The 15,243-nt window shown below is 64.5% G+C and carries 15 protein-coding genes; 9 read left to right on the top strand and 6 right to left on the bottom strand.

Going from position 1 to position 15,243, the window contains the following annotated elements:
- Window positions 1–37 precede the first annotated feature (37 nt).
- Window positions 38–604 carry a TetR/AcrR family transcriptional regulator gene (locus LGR44_RS07900; protein WP_226739070.1) on the top strand — a complete coding sequence of 189 codons (567 nt, stop codon included), beginning with the start codon at window positions 38–40 and terminating at the stop codon, window positions 602–604.
- Window positions 605–617: 13 nt separating this feature from the next.
- Here the strand turns inward: LGR44_RS07900 and LGR44_RS07895 are convergent, their stop codons facing one another.
- Together LGR44_RS07895 and LGR44_RS07890 are read right to left on the bottom strand one after the other, a co-directional pair.
- Window positions 618–1,793: a CaiB/BaiF CoA transferase family protein gene (locus LGR44_RS07895; protein WP_226739067.1), complete on the bottom strand. Its 1,176-nt coding sequence runs from the start codon at window positions 1,791–1,793 to the stop codon at window positions 618–620.
- An 18-nt stretch (window positions 1,794–1,811) separates the two neighbouring features.
- On the bottom strand, window positions 1,812–3,008 hold the full coding sequence (locus LGR44_RS07890) for an acyl-CoA dehydrogenase (RefSeq protein ID WP_226739065.1): 1,197 nt from the start codon (window positions 3,006–3,008) through the stop codon (window positions 1,812–1,814).
- Window positions 3,009–3,177: 169 nt separating this feature from the next.
- On the opposite strand from LGR44_RS07890, the gene LGR44_RS07885 reads away from it, so the two are divergent.
- Window positions 3,178–4,041, top strand: coding sequence for a LysR family transcriptional regulator (locus LGR44_RS07885; protein WP_404809911.1), 864 nt, complete (start codon window positions 3,178–3,180; stop codon window positions 4,039–4,041).
- Here the strand turns inward: LGR44_RS07885 and LGR44_RS07880 are convergent.
- From LGR44_RS07880 to LGR44_RS07870, 3 genes are all read right to left on the bottom strand, one after another.
- Entirely contained in the window at window positions 4,038–5,225 is a 1,188-nt protein-coding gene (locus LGR44_RS07880) for a multidrug effflux MFS transporter (RefSeq protein ID WP_226739063.1), read from the bottom strand. The genes LGR44_RS07885 and LGR44_RS07880 overlap by 4 nt on opposite strands.
- 237 nt (window positions 5,226–5,462) lie before the next feature.
- Window positions 5,463–7,115, bottom strand: a complete 1,653-nt coding sequence (locus LGR44_RS07875; RefSeq protein ID WP_226739061.1) for an ABC transporter permease — start codon at window positions 7,113–7,115, stop codon at window positions 5,463–5,465.
- Window positions 7,115–8,191 carry an ABC transporter ATP-binding protein gene (locus tag LGR44_RS07870; protein ID WP_226739059.1) on the bottom strand — a complete coding sequence of 359 codons (1,077 nt, stop codon included), beginning with the start codon at window positions 8,189–8,191 and terminating at the stop codon, window positions 7,115–7,117. Before LGR44_RS07870 ends, LGR44_RS07875 begins: the two co-directional genes overlap by 1 nt.
- Before the next feature lie 109 nt (window positions 8,192–8,300).
- Here LGR44_RS07870 and LGR44_RS07865 point away from each other — a divergent pair, with 109 nt between their 5' ends.
- Genes LGR44_RS07865 through LGR44_RS07850 form a run of 4 tightly spaced genes read left to right on the top strand, consistent with a single transcriptional unit; the run spans window position 8,301 to window position 11,730 of the window.
- A complete protein-coding gene (locus tag LGR44_RS07865) occupies window positions 8,301–9,272 on the top strand; it encodes an extracellular solute-binding protein (protein ID WP_226739057.1) in 972 nt (323 codons plus the stop codon).
- 25 nt (window positions 9,273–9,297) lie between these two features.
- A complete protein-coding gene (locus LGR44_RS07860; RefSeq protein ID WP_226739055.1) occupies window positions 9,298–10,290 on the top strand; it encodes a hypothetical protein in 993 nt (330 codons plus the stop codon).
- A gap of 26 nt (window positions 10,291–10,316) precedes the next feature.
- Window positions 10,317–11,201, top strand: coding sequence for a MurR/RpiR family transcriptional regulator (locus LGR44_RS07855; protein ID WP_226739053.1), 885 nt, complete (start codon window positions 10,317–10,319; stop codon window positions 11,199–11,201).
- A 22-nt stretch (window positions 11,202–11,223) separates the two neighbouring features.
- Window positions 11,224–11,730 (top strand): NUDIX domain-containing protein, encoded by a 507-nt coding sequence (locus tag LGR44_RS07850; RefSeq protein ID WP_226739051.1) that lies wholly within the window; start codon window positions 11,224–11,226, stop codon window positions 11,728–11,730.
- Here the strand turns inward: LGR44_RS07850 and LGR44_RS07845 are convergent.
- The gene (locus LGR44_RS07845) at window positions 11,727–12,503 is read right to left on the bottom strand and encodes an SDR family oxidoreductase (RefSeq protein WP_226739049.1); all 777 of its coding nucleotides are present in this window, start codon (window positions 12,501–12,503) and stop codon (window positions 11,727–11,729) included. The genes LGR44_RS07850 and LGR44_RS07845 overlap by 4 nt on opposite strands.
- 154 nt (window positions 12,504–12,657) lie before the next feature.
- Here LGR44_RS07845 and LGR44_RS07840 point away from each other — a divergent pair, with 154 nt between their 5' ends.
- The 3 genes from LGR44_RS07840 to bcsN all read left to right on the top strand — a co-directional run bounded on the left by LGR44_RS07840 (window position 12,658) and on the right by bcsN (window position 15,124).
- Entirely contained in the window at window positions 12,658–13,164 is a 507-nt protein-coding gene (locus LGR44_RS07840) for a Cif family virulence factor (RefSeq protein ID WP_226739047.1), read from the top strand.
- A 4-nt stretch (window positions 13,165–13,168) separates the two neighbouring features.
- Window positions 13,169–13,921, top strand: a complete 753-nt coding sequence (locus tag LGR44_RS07835) for a creatininase family protein (protein WP_226739045.1) — start codon at window positions 13,169–13,171, stop codon at window positions 13,919–13,921.
- Window positions 13,922–14,149: 228 nt separating this feature from the next.
- Window positions 14,150–15,124 (top strand): cellulose biosynthesis protein BcsN, encoded by a 975-nt coding sequence (bcsN, locus tag LGR44_RS07830; RefSeq protein ID WP_226739043.1) that lies wholly within the window; start codon window positions 14,150–14,152, stop codon window positions 15,122–15,124.
- Window positions 15,125–15,243: the final 119 nt, after the last annotated feature.

Genomic DNA, 15,243 nt, shown 5'->3' with positions numbered 1-15,243 from the left:
TATATACCGTCTAGACGGTTCAGTACAAGAGGTGAGAATGTTCGTTTGCGCTCGAGGACGCAAGAGTTCAAGAGAAAAAATTCTCGACGCAGCTGCCGAGCTCGTCACGGAAATCGGCTCAGGGCGCCTGACGCTCGATGCCGTGGCCGAACGGGCCGGCCTCAGTAAAGGCGGACTTCTCTACAATTTTCCTAACAAGGAAGCCCTTCTCCAGGGCATGATCCAGCGGATGATCGACGAAGTCTCCGCGGAGAAGGAGGCACTTCGAAGGCAAGCCGAGCCCGGCCGCAACCTGGAAGCGAGACTCTGCACGGCAGCCATGCTGAAAATGCGCTGCGGCACCATGAAGGACGTGGCGAACGGCATGCTCGCCGCCTCGGCCGAGAACCCACGCCTGCTCGAACCCGTCCGTCAGGTGATCAGGGAAACGCTCGACAATCTGAAATCGACCTCGGACGACCTGGATGCCGCCCTGCTGGGCTGGCTTGCCGTCGAAGGTCTGAACAGTTTGGAGATGCACGATCTCAGCCCACTCTCGGAGGCCGACCGCGAGCGGGTCGTGCAGGCGCTCGAACGCCTCCTGAGCAAGGGCATAGCCGAGTAGGACCTGCGGGTTTTCAGGCGACCCAGGAGGGATCGCTCAGGACCTCGTCCGTGTGCTCTCCCAGGCGGGGCGAGGGACGGCTTGCAGCCATAGGCTGGCCATCGAGCACGATCGGGGACCGTACGGACGGGATCGATCCGGCCTTCGCCGCCGGCGCGGGCAGATCGATCCGCATGCCGCGGGCGACCACCTGCGGATCGTCGAAGACATCGGCCACCGTGTTGATGGGCCCGGCCGGAACGCCTTGACCCTCGAGAGCGGCCAGCAGGGCGTCCCGGGTCATCTTGAGCGTCAGCTCGGTCAGAACGGGAACCAGTTCGGGGCGATGGTGCACCCGCCCCGCATTGGTCCTGAAGCGCTCGTCCTGCGCCAGATCCGGCCGTCCGAGCACGGAGACGAAACGGGCGAACTGCCCGTCATTGCCCACGGCGACGATCACATGCCCGTCGGCGACCGGAAAGACCTGATAAGGCACGATGTTGGGGTGGGCATTGCCCATGCGCCGGGGCGATTTGCCCGAAGCGAGATAGTTCATGGCCTGATTCGCCAGGACGCTCGTCTGGACGTCGAGCAGCGCCATGTCGAGATGAGCGCCCTCCCCGGTCTGGTCGCGGCGGCGAAGGGCCGCCAGGACTCCGACCACGGAATAGACCCCGGTAAAGATGTCGGCGAAGGCCACACCGATCTTCTGCGGTTCCCCGTCCGGATCGCCGGTCAGATCCATGATCCCGCCCATACCCTGGATCATGAAGTCGTAGCCGGCCCGCGCCGCATAGGGGCCGTTCTGGCCGAAGCCCGTGATGGAGCAGTAGACCAGGCGCGGGTTCACGGCCTTGAGGCTCTCGTAGTCGAGGCCGTACTTCTTCAAGCCCCCGACCTTGAAGTTCTCGATGACCACGTCCGCATGGGCCGCAAGCCTGCGAACGAGGTCCTGCCCCTCGGAGGTCTCGAAATCGACCGCGATGGAGCGCTTGCCCCGGTTGCAGGAGTGAAAATAGGCCGCGGAAAGGTCGTCCCCGTCGGCGCCTTCGATGAAGGGCGGACCCCAGCCGCGGGTATCATCTCCCGCGCCAGGCCGCTCCACCTTCACCACGTCGGCGCCGAGATCGGCCAGGAGCTGGCCGACCCAAGGGCCGGCCAGGATCCGGGCGAGTTCCAGGACTTTGAGCCCTTCCAGCGGCTTCGTCATGCGATCGGCCCGCCCTGCTTAAAAGAACGCCTGCAGACCCGTCTGGGCGCGGCCCAGGATGAGGGCGTGCACGTCATGCGTCCCCTCGTAGGTGTTGACCGTCTCCAGGTTCTGCGCATGGCGCATCACGTGATACTCCTCCTGGATGCCGTTGCCGCCATGCATGTCGCGGGCAACGCGGGCGATCTCCAGGGCCTTGCCGCAATTGTTGCGCTTCACGAGGGAAATCATCTCCGGCGCCAGGCGCCCCTCGTCGAAGAGGCGGCCGACGCGCAGGGACGCATGGAGACCCAGCGTGATCTCGGTCATCATGTCGGCCAGCTTCTTCTGAACCAGCTGGGTGGCCGCCAGCGGCCTGTTGAACTGCTTCCGATCGAGGGTGTATTGCCGGGCCCGGTGCCAGCAATCCTCCGCCGCGCCCATAGCGCCCCAGGAAATGCCGTAGCGCGCCCGGTTGAGGCAGCCGAACGGCCCCCGCAGGCCGGACACGTTCGGCAGAAGCGCATCCTCGCCCACCTCGACGCCGTCCATGACGATCTCGCCGGTGATCGAGGCGCGGAGCGAGAGCTTGCCGCCGATCTTGGGGGCGGAAAGGCCCTTCATGCCCTTATCGAGCACGAAGCCCCGGATCTGGTTGTCATGGGCCGCCGACTTGGCCCAGACCACGAACACGTCCGCGATCGGCGAATTCGAGATCCACATCTTGGTGCCGGTCAGCCGGTAGCCGCCGTCGATCTTCTCCGCGCGGGTCTTCATGCCGCCCGGATCGGAGCCCGCATCCGGCTCGGTCAGGCCGAAGCAGCCCACGAACTCGCCCGAGGCGAGCTTGGGCAGATACTTCCGGCGCTGCTCCTCGGAGCCGTAGGCATAGATCGGGTACATCACCAGCGAGGATTGCACGCTCATCATGGAGCGGTAGCCGGAATCGACCCGCTCGACCTCACGCGCGACGAGGCCATAAGCCACGTAGGAGGCGCCGGCGCAGCCGTAATCCTCCGGCAGGGTGACGCCGAGAAGGCCGAGCTCGCCCATTTCGTTGAAGATCTCGCGGTCCGTGCGCTCCTCGCGATACGCCTCGATCACCCGCGGCAGGAGCTTGTCCTGAGCATAGGCCCGGGCAGTGTCCCGGATCATGCGCTCGTCATCGGTCAGGAGATCGTCGAGGAGAAGCGGATCGTCCCACTGGAGTTTTGCCAGGTCTTGAGCGCCAGCCATGATGAGTATCCTTCTCGTGCGTCGCTTCCGGTCGCCGGCCGCGCCGGTCGAACCTGTTGAATTTGGGCGGCAAAATCGCGCTGGACAGCCGGTATGTAAAGCGACATCTTCGAAGCAGGTTATTCTCGAATGGAATGAACTGGTGCTTCGACGCGGCTTCCTTCCCAATATGGGCAACCTCCTCGCCTTCGAAGCGACCGCCCGCCATGGCAGCGTGTCCAGAGCCGCCGAAGAGCTGAATCTGACGCAAAGCGCCGTCTCGCGCCAGATCCAACATTTGGAGGAATCTCTCGGCGTCTCCCTGTTCCGGCGCTCCCGGCAGCGGGTTGTTCTGACCGATGTGGGCCGCATGTATGCCGCCAATGTGCGGGGCATGCTGGCGGAGCTGTCGAACGCCACCCATCAGGCCATCGCTCTCTCAGGCACGCGCGGCGTGCTCAACCTGGCCGTTCTGCCGACCTTCGGAACGCGGTGGCTCATCCCGCGCATGCCGGAATTCTTCGCCCAGCACCCGGACGTGACGGTGAATTTCGGCGTGCGGCTCGTGCCGTTCGACTTCGCAGCCGAGCCTTTCGATGCGGCCATTCACTTCGGTCAGCCGCACTGGCCGGGCGCGGTCTGCGAGCATCTCATGAACGAGGAAGCGGTCCCCGTCTGCAGCCCGTCTTACCGCGAGCGGGAGGGCATCCGCTCGCCTCGGGATCTGACCCGCGTCACGCTGCTCCAGCAGCGCACCCGTCCGACCGCCTGGGCCGAGTGGTTCGCCAGCGTCGAGGTCGAGGTCGGCAATCCGTTGCGCGGGCCACGCTTCGAACAATTCGCCATGGTGGCTCAGGCGGCTGCGGCGGGGCTCGGAGCTGCCCTGATCCCGCATTTCCTCATCGCCGACGAGCTTGCGACCGGCCGCCTGGAAATCCTGTTTCCCCAGCGCCTGCTGAGCAGCGGGGCCTATTATCTGGTCTACCCGGAGCCCAAGGCAGAAGCGGCGCTCGTGCGCTCCTTTCGCGACTGGATCATGAGCAGGACCGCTTAAGGAAAGACCTGAGCCGGCTTCAGGGTTCTGCGGCTCAAGGCGAAGGCCATGAGGCCGCAGGCCGCGATGGCGCCGACCATGGACAGGCTGGTGCCGTCGTAGAAGGCGCTCACCAGCACGATCATCACCGCACCGGTGCTGAGCTGCAGCGTCCCCATGAGGGCGGAGGCCGTGCCGGCGATAGGACCGTGATTTTCCAGCGCCAGAACCGCCGTCGACGGGATCACGAAGCCGAGGCAGCCGAAGGACACGAAGAGAAGCCCCCAGAGGACGAACGCATTGTCCACGCCCCCGACGGTGAGCAGGAACAGGATGAGGGTCAGACAGGCGAAGCCCGTGATGGCAATGCGCACGACGCGCTCGGCCCCGAAACGGCGCATGAAGAAGCTGTTGAACTGCGCGCTGCCGATGAAGGCGATCGCATTGGAGGCGAAGACCAGGCTGTAGCCGGACGGGGTCAGGCCGAAATGCTCGATGAAGATGACGGAGGAGCCGGCCAGATAGGAGAAGAAGCTGGCCTGGCTCAGGCCGCCGATGAAGGCAAGCCCGAGGAAGTGGCGGTCCTTCAGGAGGCTCTTATAGGTGCCGAAGACATGACCGAGGCCGCGCTTGCCCGGATCGGACGTGTGGGTCTCCGGCAGCAGGAAGGCCACGACGAGAAGACCTCCCAGGCCGATGGCCGCGATGGCCCAGAAGATGATCCGCCAGTTGAAGAACTCCGACAGGGCGCTCCCCGCCAGGGGAGCCAGGATCGGCGAGACGCTGAACACGAGCATGGTCGTGGCCATCAGACGGGCAGCCTCGGCTCCGGTATGCAGGTCGCGAATGATGGCCCGGGGCATGACCATGCTGGCGCAGGCCCCGACGCCCTGCAGGAACCTGAACGCGATGAGCGCCTCGGCGCTCTGGGCGAAAGTGCATCCGATGGCGCCGAGGATGAACAGGCCGAGGCCGAAGAAGAGCGGCGGCTTGCGGCCGACCCTGTCGGAAATCGGCCCATAGACGACCTGGCACAGGGCCACGGCCACGAAAAAGCTCATCAGGCTCATCTGGACCGCGCTCACATCGACCTGCAGCTCGCGTGCGATGGCCGGAAAGGCAGGCAGATACATGTCGATGGCGAACGGCCCGATGGCCGAGAGCATGCCCAGGACAAGCGCGTTGCGCAGGAAAACCGACTTCATGGAAAGAGACTTCCGTGGCCCCGGCGGGAGGCCGGGATTGAGAAAGATCCTGCGCTCGAAGGGAGCACAGAAACGCGGATACGCGGGAAATGGGGCGCCGAAACGGGCGTCTGCAACTGAAAGGAAGTTGCAGACCATGCTTTTATGCCGCACGGGGCCGAGGTCAAGACAAGAATGGAAAAAGGCGCGCAGCGGGTGCCCGTCGCGCGCCTTCCGGTCCAGGATACCAACCTGCCGTTACAGCAGGGCGCTCTCCTTGCGCCCCGAGAGATGGAAGGCGGCATAGACTGCGGCTACCGTCATGACCAAGAGGATGGTGGAGAGTGCGGAGGCCGTGCCGTATTCCCCGTCCATGACGGAGAGATAGATGCGGACCGGCATCGTGATCGTGCTCCCCACATAGAGCACCAACGAGGAGGAGAGTTCGTTCATGGCCGTCACGAAGCTCATGAGAGCCCCCGCCAGGATGCCGGGCACGATCAGCGGCACGGTCACCTTCATGAAAGCCTTGCCCGGAGAATAGCCCAGGCTCACGGCGGCGTCCTCCAGGTTCGGCCCGACCTGCTTCAGGGCCGCCGAGACGGAGCGGGCCGAATAGGGCAGACGGCGGATATAGATGGCCAGGATGATGATGAGCCCGGTGCCGGTCAGCGCAATGGGCGGGTCGTTGAACCGGGTGATGAAGGCGATGCCCATCACGATGCCCGGCACCACGTAGGGAACCATGAGAATGGCATCAAGACTGCCCGTCGCAAAGCTCGGCCGCCGGGAGATCAGGTAGCCGATGAGGGTTCCCGTGATGACGATGGCGACGACTGCGATCGACGAGAAGATCAGGGTGTTCCAGATCGGTTCCGACACCGTCGAGATGACCTTTTCATAGCTCTGCAGGCTCAGTCCCGGCTGGAACACCGGTCCGCTCGTGCGCCGGAACGAGAACAGCACGACGATGATCGCGGGCAATGCGCCGAAGAGGACGATCCCGTAGGCCAGAACGTGCAGCCCCAAGGACTTGAGCCCTGAGACCTGCTGCCGCTCCGGTTTCTTGATCATGTTGCTGTAATAGACGTTCTTGCGCAGCACCCAGCGCTGTCCGAACACGATGATCATCGACAAGGCGATCAGCACGATGCTCAGCGCCGAAGCCATTCCGGGATTTTCGCCGACCTCGCCGCCGTAGAGGTTGAAGGCTTCCGTCGCCAGGACGTTGAAGTCGCGTCCGATGATGCGGGGCGTGCCGAAATCGGCAATGGACAGGACGAAGGTCAGGAGCGCACTCGCCGAGATGGCCGGCAGGATGAGAGGGAAGGTGATGGTGAACAGGCGCTTCATGGGCGAGACGCCCAGGCTCTCCGCAGCCTCCTCGACCGAGCGGTTGATGGCGGCCAGGGCTCCCGAGGTAATCAGGAACACGTGCGGGAAGAACTTGAAGCTGAACACCATGATGACGCCGGCGACGCCATAGAGCGGTGGAATGGAAATGCCGATGGCGGCCAGCACCTTGCGCACGACGCCGCTGGCACCGAACAGGACGATCCAGGCATAGGCGCCGATGAAGGGGGGCGAAACGAGCGCGATGACCGCGAGCGTCTGGATGACGGCGCGGCCATAGATGTGGAACCGCGTCGTGACGAAGGCGAGCGTCACGCCGAGGATGAGCGCGCCCGTCATGCCGCCGAAGCCGGCGATCATGGTGTTGCCGATGGCGCGCTGATAGACCCTCGTGGTGAAGATTTCGACGTAGTGGACGAGGGAAAGGGTCCCCGTCTCGTTGTCGATAAGGCTAGCTCTCAGGATGGACGAGAGCGGCCAGATCAGCAGGATGAGAAGAATGGCCCACGCGCCGATGAGCACGAAGGTCCAGATATCGAACCGGAACCGCCTGCTCATCATCCCTGCCCCGCCTCGACCACGTCCCCGTTGGACTTGAAGAGGGCAACCCTGCCGAGGGGCAGCTTCACCTCGATGGGCCGGCCTTCCATCTCGATGAAGTCGCGCTCGGGATCCGCGACCTGCGCGACGATCTCCCCGGCTTCGGTGCTGAGGGTGTAGTGGGCCTCGCGCCCCAGAAAGGTCACCTTGCGCACCTCGCCCTTGAGGGTGATCGCCTCGCCCCGGTGAGGATCTCCCGCAAGCAGGACGTTCTCCGGCCGAATGGCGACCTCGATGGGACCGTCGATTCCTCCGGCAGGGGACGGGATGGACTGGCTGCCGATGCTCAGCCGCCCTCCCTCGATCCGTCCCGGCACGAAGTTCATGGTGCCCACGAAGGCCGCCGCGAAACGGCGCAAGGGCTTGCGATAGATTTCGAACGGGGTGCCGATCTGCTCCACATTCCCCTTGTTCATCACGCAGATCCGGTCGGACACGGCAAGCGCCTCCTCCTGATCGTGCGTGACGTAGATCGTGGTGATGCCGAGCCGCCTTTGAATGTCGCGGATGTCCTCGCGCAGCTCGATGCGCAGCTTCGCGTCCAGGTTGGAGAGCGGCTCGTCCATGAGAAGGAGGGTCGGGCGGATGGCCATGGCGCGGGCCAGGCCGATGCGCTGCTGCTGACCGCCGGACATCTCGGCCGGCAGGCGGTTCTGATAGCCTTCGAGCCGCACCATGGCGAGGCTCTCGTCGACGCGGGTCCTGATCTCGGATTTCGGCAGCGAGCGGGCTTTCAGGCCGAAGGCGACGTTTTCGGCGACGGTGAGGTGGGGAAAGATCGCGTAGTCCTGAAACACCATGCCGATGTCCCGCTTGTGGGCCGGCTTGTGGTCGATGCGCTCGCCGTTGACGATGATCTCGCCCCGGTCCTGGCTCTGGAAGCCGGCGATCGTCCGAAGCAGGGTGGTCTTTCCGCAACCGCTGGGACCGAGAAGCGTGAAGAACTCTCCCGATGCGATATCGAGGTTGATATTCTCGAGGACCCGCACCTCCCTGTAGCTCTTCGCCAGCCCCTGGATCTTCAAACCCGCCACGCCCCACTCCTTTTGTCGCATAACTACGCCTTATAAGGCGCCGACTTTACAAAACCTATAGGGTTCATCAACATGCCGTAGCTTTGCTACCTAATCCGGGGAGGATGGAATGTTGAAAGTCGGTTTGACCGCGGGCGTGCTGCTCGCGTCGTTGAGCGTCGCCGCAATGGCGCAGGACAAGTCGGTCGTCGTCTACACGGCCCACAAGGCGTCGATCGTCGATGCGCTGGTTCCGAAGTTCGAGAAGGAAACCGGCATCAAGGTCGATGTGGTGAAGGCCGGTTCCGGCGACATCATCAAGCGGGTGAAGGCGGAGTCTTCCTCGCCCAAGGCCGACGTGATCTGGAGCATCGGCGGCGAACAGCTCGAGGACAACAAGGACCTTCTGGCGACCTACAAGCCGAAGGACGATGCCGCGCTGCTGCCGAACTACAAGGTCAGCCCGGAATGGATCCCCTATACCGGCATTCTTCTGGTGATGGCGGTCAACAACAAGGAGCTGAAGCCATCCGAGTATCCCAAGACTTGGGCGGAGCTGGGCGACCCCAAGTGGAAGGGCAAGATCTCCTCGGCCCGCGCCGACAGCTCGGGCTCGTCCTTCCAGCAGCTCGCCACGGTTCTCATCGGTCACGGCGAAAAGGGCTGGGACGTCTACAACAAGATCCTCGGCAACATGACCCTCTCCGACTCGTCGGGTGCGGTTCCGCGCTACGTCAACGACGGTGAGGCGCTCGTGGGCCTGACGCTCGAGGACAATGCCCTCGACTACGTGAAGGGCGGCGGCAATATCGACATCGTCTATCCGGAGGACGGGTCCTCCACGGTGGCGGACGGCGTCGCGCTCGTGAAGGGTGCGCCCCATGCCGAGAACGGCAAGGTCTTCATCGATTGGCTGCTGTCCAAGCCCGTCCAGGAGCAGCTCGTCAACGAAATCGGCCGCCGCTCCGTCCGCAAGGACGTCACCGGATCGGGCCTGAAGCCGATCAGCGAGGTCAAGCTCGTCGACTACGACATCAAGGAAGTGGCTCAGAAGCGGGACGAGTGGATCGCCAAGTGGAAGGCTGCCCTCCAGAACCGCTGATCCGACTGCCGGAAACGAAGCCATCATGCTGATCGAGGCATTCTCCGAGGCGAAGGATCCGTCCGCGCCTCACATGAACGAGGACCGCCTCGTGATCCTGCCGGGCCGCGCCTATGCCGTCATCGACGGCGTCACGGACCGGCTGGGAACCCGCTACGATGGAATGCTCGCCGGCCAATATGCGGCGGTGGTCGTGAAGGGCGCGCTCGAGCACATGCTGAGCGCGCCCGCCGGCCCGAAGAACGGGCATGAGATCGTCCGGGCGCTCACGGCCCGGATCGAGAGCGCATACAAGGCCCACAACATCCTGGAGAAGGCGCAGTCCGACTGGAACGTGCGCATCTCGGCAGCCCTTGCCCTGGTTCTCGTTCAGGACGAGACACTGGAGGTCGTCCTGGTCGGGGACAGCGGCGTGCGCATCAACGGCGTGCACACCTTTCGCATGGAGAAGGATCTCGACCTGATCACCTCCATCCTGCGCCAGCAGGCATGGCCGGTGATCGGCGAGAGGACGTCCGATCCGGAAAAGCGCGAGCAGATGTCCCGCAGGGTGACATGGCACGGCACCCGTCAACCCCTCGATGCGGTGGCGGACACATTGAACGCCGGAGACATGGCGCTCATCGAACGGCGCGCCATCGAGGCCAATGTGAAGGCGCTGCCCCACGTCCCTCGGCCCGACATCGAGAACCTGGTCCAGGGCGGCATCGTCAACGCCCAGGGCGGGTATCAGAACAATGCCTCCATGCTGCTGGGCTATCCCTGCCTCGACGGCTTCATGGTCCCCGAGCCCATGATCCAAATCGAAAGCCTGCCCCGCGCGGAGGTCGAGACGATCGAGATCTTCTCGGACGGCTATTTCAAGCCCGGGGACGGGTTCGGCGTCGCAGCCTGGGAGAGGGCTTTCGCAGAGGCCGAGCGGGAGGACCCCGCGAAGGTCGTGTTGTATGCCTCGCCCAAGGGATCGATAGGGTCCACATGGGCCGACGACAGAACCTACATCGGGGTCCGCTTCTAGCGCCACCGCATGGCAAGGAGGTCGGAATGAACCGTCCCGCCAATCTCATCGAGAGCATCGAGCAGATCGTCCCCAACCTCAGGAAGGCGGAGCGTCGGGTGGCGGATCTCGTTCTTCAGGACATCGAGGCCACGACCCGGATCAGCATCAAGGCCTTCGCTGCCCAGGCCCAGGTCAGCGAACCGACCGTCATGCGCTTCGCACGGCGCGTGGGATGCGGCGGCTTCAGCGACTTCAAGCTCCGTCTCGCCCAGGACTTCGCCGTTGGGCGCATGTATATCGAGGCGGAGCGGAAAGCGCAGTCAGGCGACGTGGAAACCACGGCGCAGCGCGTCTACCAGTCCGGCGTCGACGCGCTCGCGACCGCTTTCGCGGGTCTCGACGACGAGGCGCTGGCCGCCGCCGCATCCGCCATCGCGCGGGCCGGAAAGGTTGTCTGTCTCGGGGTCGGCGGCAGTTCCGCCCTCATGGCCCAGGAAATGGAAAACCGCCTGTTCCGGTTCGGGCTGTCGGTCACCGCCTCGGCCGATGCCTACAAGCAGACCATGCTCGCCGCCATCGCCGACAAGGGCGACGTGTTTCTGCTCTTCTCGGTCACGGGCAAGCCGCATTCGCTGGTCGATGCGGCCGAAATCGCATCCGGCCGCGGAGCCGTGGTGATCGCCGTCACCGTGCCGCACAGCCCCCTCGCCATCAGGGCGGGCATCCTGCTGCCGCTGGAGATCCCCGGCGACGAGGTTCACTTCAACTTTCCGAACCGGACCCGCTACGGCCAGCTTCTCATCATCGACTGCCTGTCGGCCCTCGTGGGCGCATTGAAGCAGCCGGTCTCCGCCCGGAAGCTGCATCGGATCAGAACGACGCTGCTCTCCCTGCACGGCCATACCGAAGCGCAGCCCATCGGGGACTGAAACCGCGGAACACCGAGGACCTATGCCCATCTCCGACTACATTCGGTCTTTGAGGGAAAGGATCGGAACCGATCTCGTGATGATGCCCGCCGTCACGGTTCTCGTCTTCGACGATGAGGGTCGCCTGCTCCTCGCTCAGGAGCGCGGCACGGGCCTTTGGATGACCATCGGCGGCGCGATCGATCCCGACGAATCGCCGGCGGATGCCGCCGTCCGGGAATGCTGGGAGGAGACCGGCCTTCACATCGAGCCGGTGCGTCTTGCGGGTGTTTTCGGCGGCCCGAAATATCGCATCACCTACGACAACGGGGATGTCGTCTCCTACACGACGATCGTCTTCGAGGCCCGTGTGACCGGAGGCAGAGCGAAGGCGGATGGCGAAGAGGCCGTCGCCCTTCGGTTCGTGACGCAATCCGAGGCCGGGACGCTACCCATGGCGGTCTGGACAGAGGAGCTGGTCCGCCATGCCTTCGAGAGGCGCGGCGAACCCTGTTTCGCGCCGGCAACCTGGGTGCCGCCCGTCCCTTAGAATTCGGCCCCGCAGAACTCCCGCGCCATGGTGGTGGAGCCGACCGACAGGCCTCCGTCGACCGGCAGGATCGCGCCTGTGATCATCCGCGCATCGGGTCCGATCAGGAAAGCCGCGACGCCCGCGACGTCTTCGGGAACGCAGATATCGCCCAAGGGATACCATCGTTTCAGGCGCTCGAAGATCTCCGGGTTCTTCTCGACCCGCTCCTTCCAGGCCTGAGTCTTGACGCTGCCGGGCGCGATGGCGTTCGCCCGTATCCCGTAGGGCCCGAGCTCGACGGCGAGAAACCGCGTGAGCTGCATCAGGCCGGCCTTGGCCGAACTGTAGGCCGGGTAGCCGTAGATCCCCGCGCCATTGACGGAGGAGATGTTGAGGATAGCGCCGCTGCGGCGTTCGACCATGCTGTCCTGCACGGCTCGGACGCAGCGCCAGGCTCCGTTGAGATTGAGCTCGATATCGGCCAACCAATCGGCTTCTTCCGTCGTGCGGAGCGTCGGGCTCACGACTCCGCCCGCATTGTTGACGAGCACATCGACCGCCCCGTGACGGGCCTCCACCTCTGCCATCGCCTGCCGCACCGATTCCAGATCGGTCACGTCCGCCCTGACGCCGAGCAGCGCCTCGGGCGACCCGAGAGCCGCAACGGCCTTGTCGAGAGCGGCCTCGTCCCGGTCCAGCATCGCGACCCGGTTTCCGTCGGCCAGGAACCGTCGGCAAAGCGCCTGCCCGATATCTCCGGCTCCACCCGTGACGACGATCGTTCGGCTCATCATCCCTCTCTTTTTTGGAAGTGTCGGCTGAATGCAGCCCGATGTGAATTCCCGCCGGATGGAACCTGTACTCCGGCAGGCTGCGCGTTGTTAAGCGACGTTTTTGCCCATACGGTCTCGTGACGTGAGCAAACCACCCAGCCAGGACGTCCCCATGCCAGATACCAATCCGTTTCCGCCGGCCGATGAGGCGCGCCACGCCATCTGGGAGATGCTGGTCCACCGGGACATCGACGCCTACGTGGCAGGCGACTGGGACGCTCACTTCAAGGATTTCGCGCCGGACATCTTCTTCGGCATCGATGCGCGCTTCTCCGACAATCCGGACAGCTGGCGCGTCACCTACGCGGATATCGCCCGCTATCGCGAGGCGTGGCTTTCCGGAGCGCAGGAGCTGAAGGGACGGATCGCGGACGCCGAGCTGCGCCGATCCATCTTTGCCCTCACCACATTGCGCGACATCGAGATCATGGGCGACTTCGCCCTCGCACGAAAGAAGTTCGACGGCACGATCCGCCTCGATGACGGCGACACCGTCACTCTGCGTTGGCAGACGCAGTATTTCTGCCGCCGGATCGACGGGCGCTGGCGCATCGCAGGCTTTCTCGGATACCTGCCCAACCCCATGGGCAGCCCTGCCCCCTCCACGCCGGAGCGGTGAAGCCATGAGATGGGAAAAGCTTACGAGCCGCGAAATCGGCGCCCTCGACCGTTCGATCCCCGTCATCCTCAACATCGCGGCCATCGAGCAGCACGGCCCGCATCTGCCTCTCGACACGGATGCCCGCATCGGCGCTCATTTCCTCGGCGAGTTCGACGCCCGGGATCCTGATCGGGCGCTCATCCTTCCACCGGTCGTGGTCTGCGCCTCCGAGCACCACATGGACTTTCCGGGCACCCTCACGGTCCGGCACGCGACCCTGCTCGCCTATGTGACCGACATCCTCAACTCGGTCGCGGCCCACGGCTTTCGCAACATTCTGCTGTTCAACAGTCATGGCGGCAACCAGGCCATCGGCCAGGTCGTGGTGGAATCCTTCGGCTCCCGCCACCGGGACTGCCGCATCGGCCTCCTGACCTGGTGGCGGATCGCCGCCGAGGCTCTTGCCGAGGTGCAGGGGGGCGGCTTCGGCAGCGTCGGCCATGCCTGCGAGTTCGAGACGTCCCTGATGCTGCACATCGACGAGGGCAGCGTCAGGAGAGAGCTCATTCCCGGCCCCAGCCACGTCATGACCCATGGCTGGGCCAACAACGACCTTCTGCGCAGCGGCAGGGGCTCCCTGTTCCGGACCATGGCCGAGATTTCCGGCGGCAGCGGCGTCGTCGGCGACCCAAGCCTTGCCTCCGCCGAGAAAGGCCGCGCCATCACCCGAATCGTCGTCGACGCCCTGACGGAGATCGTCGCCACGATGAAATAGCCTTACGTTGCAAGGGCCTGACAGCACCGTCAAGCACGCTTCTCGAGGGATGGCCGGATCGCCTGCGGGACAATAATCCGGCAAGGTCGGCGATCGTTACGCTTCATTAACTATGTTTGGCCATCTCTGGTTAAGCATACAGCCCCGCGCTGGCCCGTGCGGAAGGAGCCTCTCCCTCCCGCGACGCCGTCGCAGGCTGCTCCCTTGGCTGCCAGATCAGTTGCTTTCATGCCCCAGTCACTGCCCCAGGATCGGAAAGGCTTCGGCGCCCGCCGCGACGTCGCAGGTGCCGGTCGTTCCCGTGCGGCGGCGAAGGCGTGGCTCGGCAGGGTCTCGAAAGCCTTTCTCACTGTCTTCGCTCTGGCAGCGGCCGGGTGTTCGACACGGTCCGATCTCGGCTTCATGACTCTGATGAGCGAGGTGCCGGCTACCCAGGCCATCATCGTTCCGCCTCCAGGCGGCCCCGCGGTCGTCGCGGTTCTGCAGCGCAGATACCAGAACGGCGTTTCGCAGGAGATCGCCCTTTCGACCGCCTCCATGACACTGGGGCAGAATGCCTTTTACGTGAGCATGGTCAACGATCCCGAGACGCTGTCCGAGATCGACGACACCCTCAGGATCCGCCCCCTGACGCCGGAAATCATCCAGGCCGAGATGGAGGAGCGCTTTCCGGGAATCGACATGCGGACGTCGCTTCTCTACGCGCAGAACAAGTACGGGCCCTTCGGCTTCGCCACGGGACGCTCGGCGACGGGGGACCTGTGCCTCTATGCTTGGCAGCAGATCGAGCCGAGCGAGCCGGCCATTTTCATGACGCACGGGGCGATCTCGCTTCGCCTGCGCCTCTGCGACGCAGACGCGACGGAGGCCCAGCTCCTGCGGACCATGTACGCCTTCACCATCCCGGCCTATTTCATGTCGAGCGCCTGGAACCCCTACGGCGCCCCGCCTCCGCCGCCGGCCTATCTCGGGCAGATGAATGCTCCCATCAACCCGCTCGCCATAGGCGCAACCGAAGGTCTCCTGGGATCTCGTCCCCGCAGCCTCGCCCCTGCACGCCGCGTCATTGTCCAGGAGAGCGTGGAGCCGGCACGCGCCATCGTCGACAAGGATACGGTGCTGCCGGAGCCCGCCCAACCGGACGTGCCCTCGGCCCCTCTCTCCGGCTATCCTGTGGTGCCCCCGCCGCCGCCGGCGCAGTAGCGCCCCAAATCGTCCACAATTTTATTACGTATCACATCCAGGCAGACTTCGTTCACTATAGCTGCGTAAATTGGAAGCAGAACAGTCGAGGAGATAGTAATAGATCCTCATTATGTCCT

This window comes from Microvirga lenta, from assembly GCF_020532555.1.
Lineage (GTDB): Bacteria > Pseudomonadota > Alphaproteobacteria > Rhizobiales > Beijerinckiaceae > Microvirga > Microvirga lenta.
The sequence above is the reverse complement of the archived record's forward strand: the minus strand, read 5'-3'. Positions and strand labels throughout refer to the sequence as shown.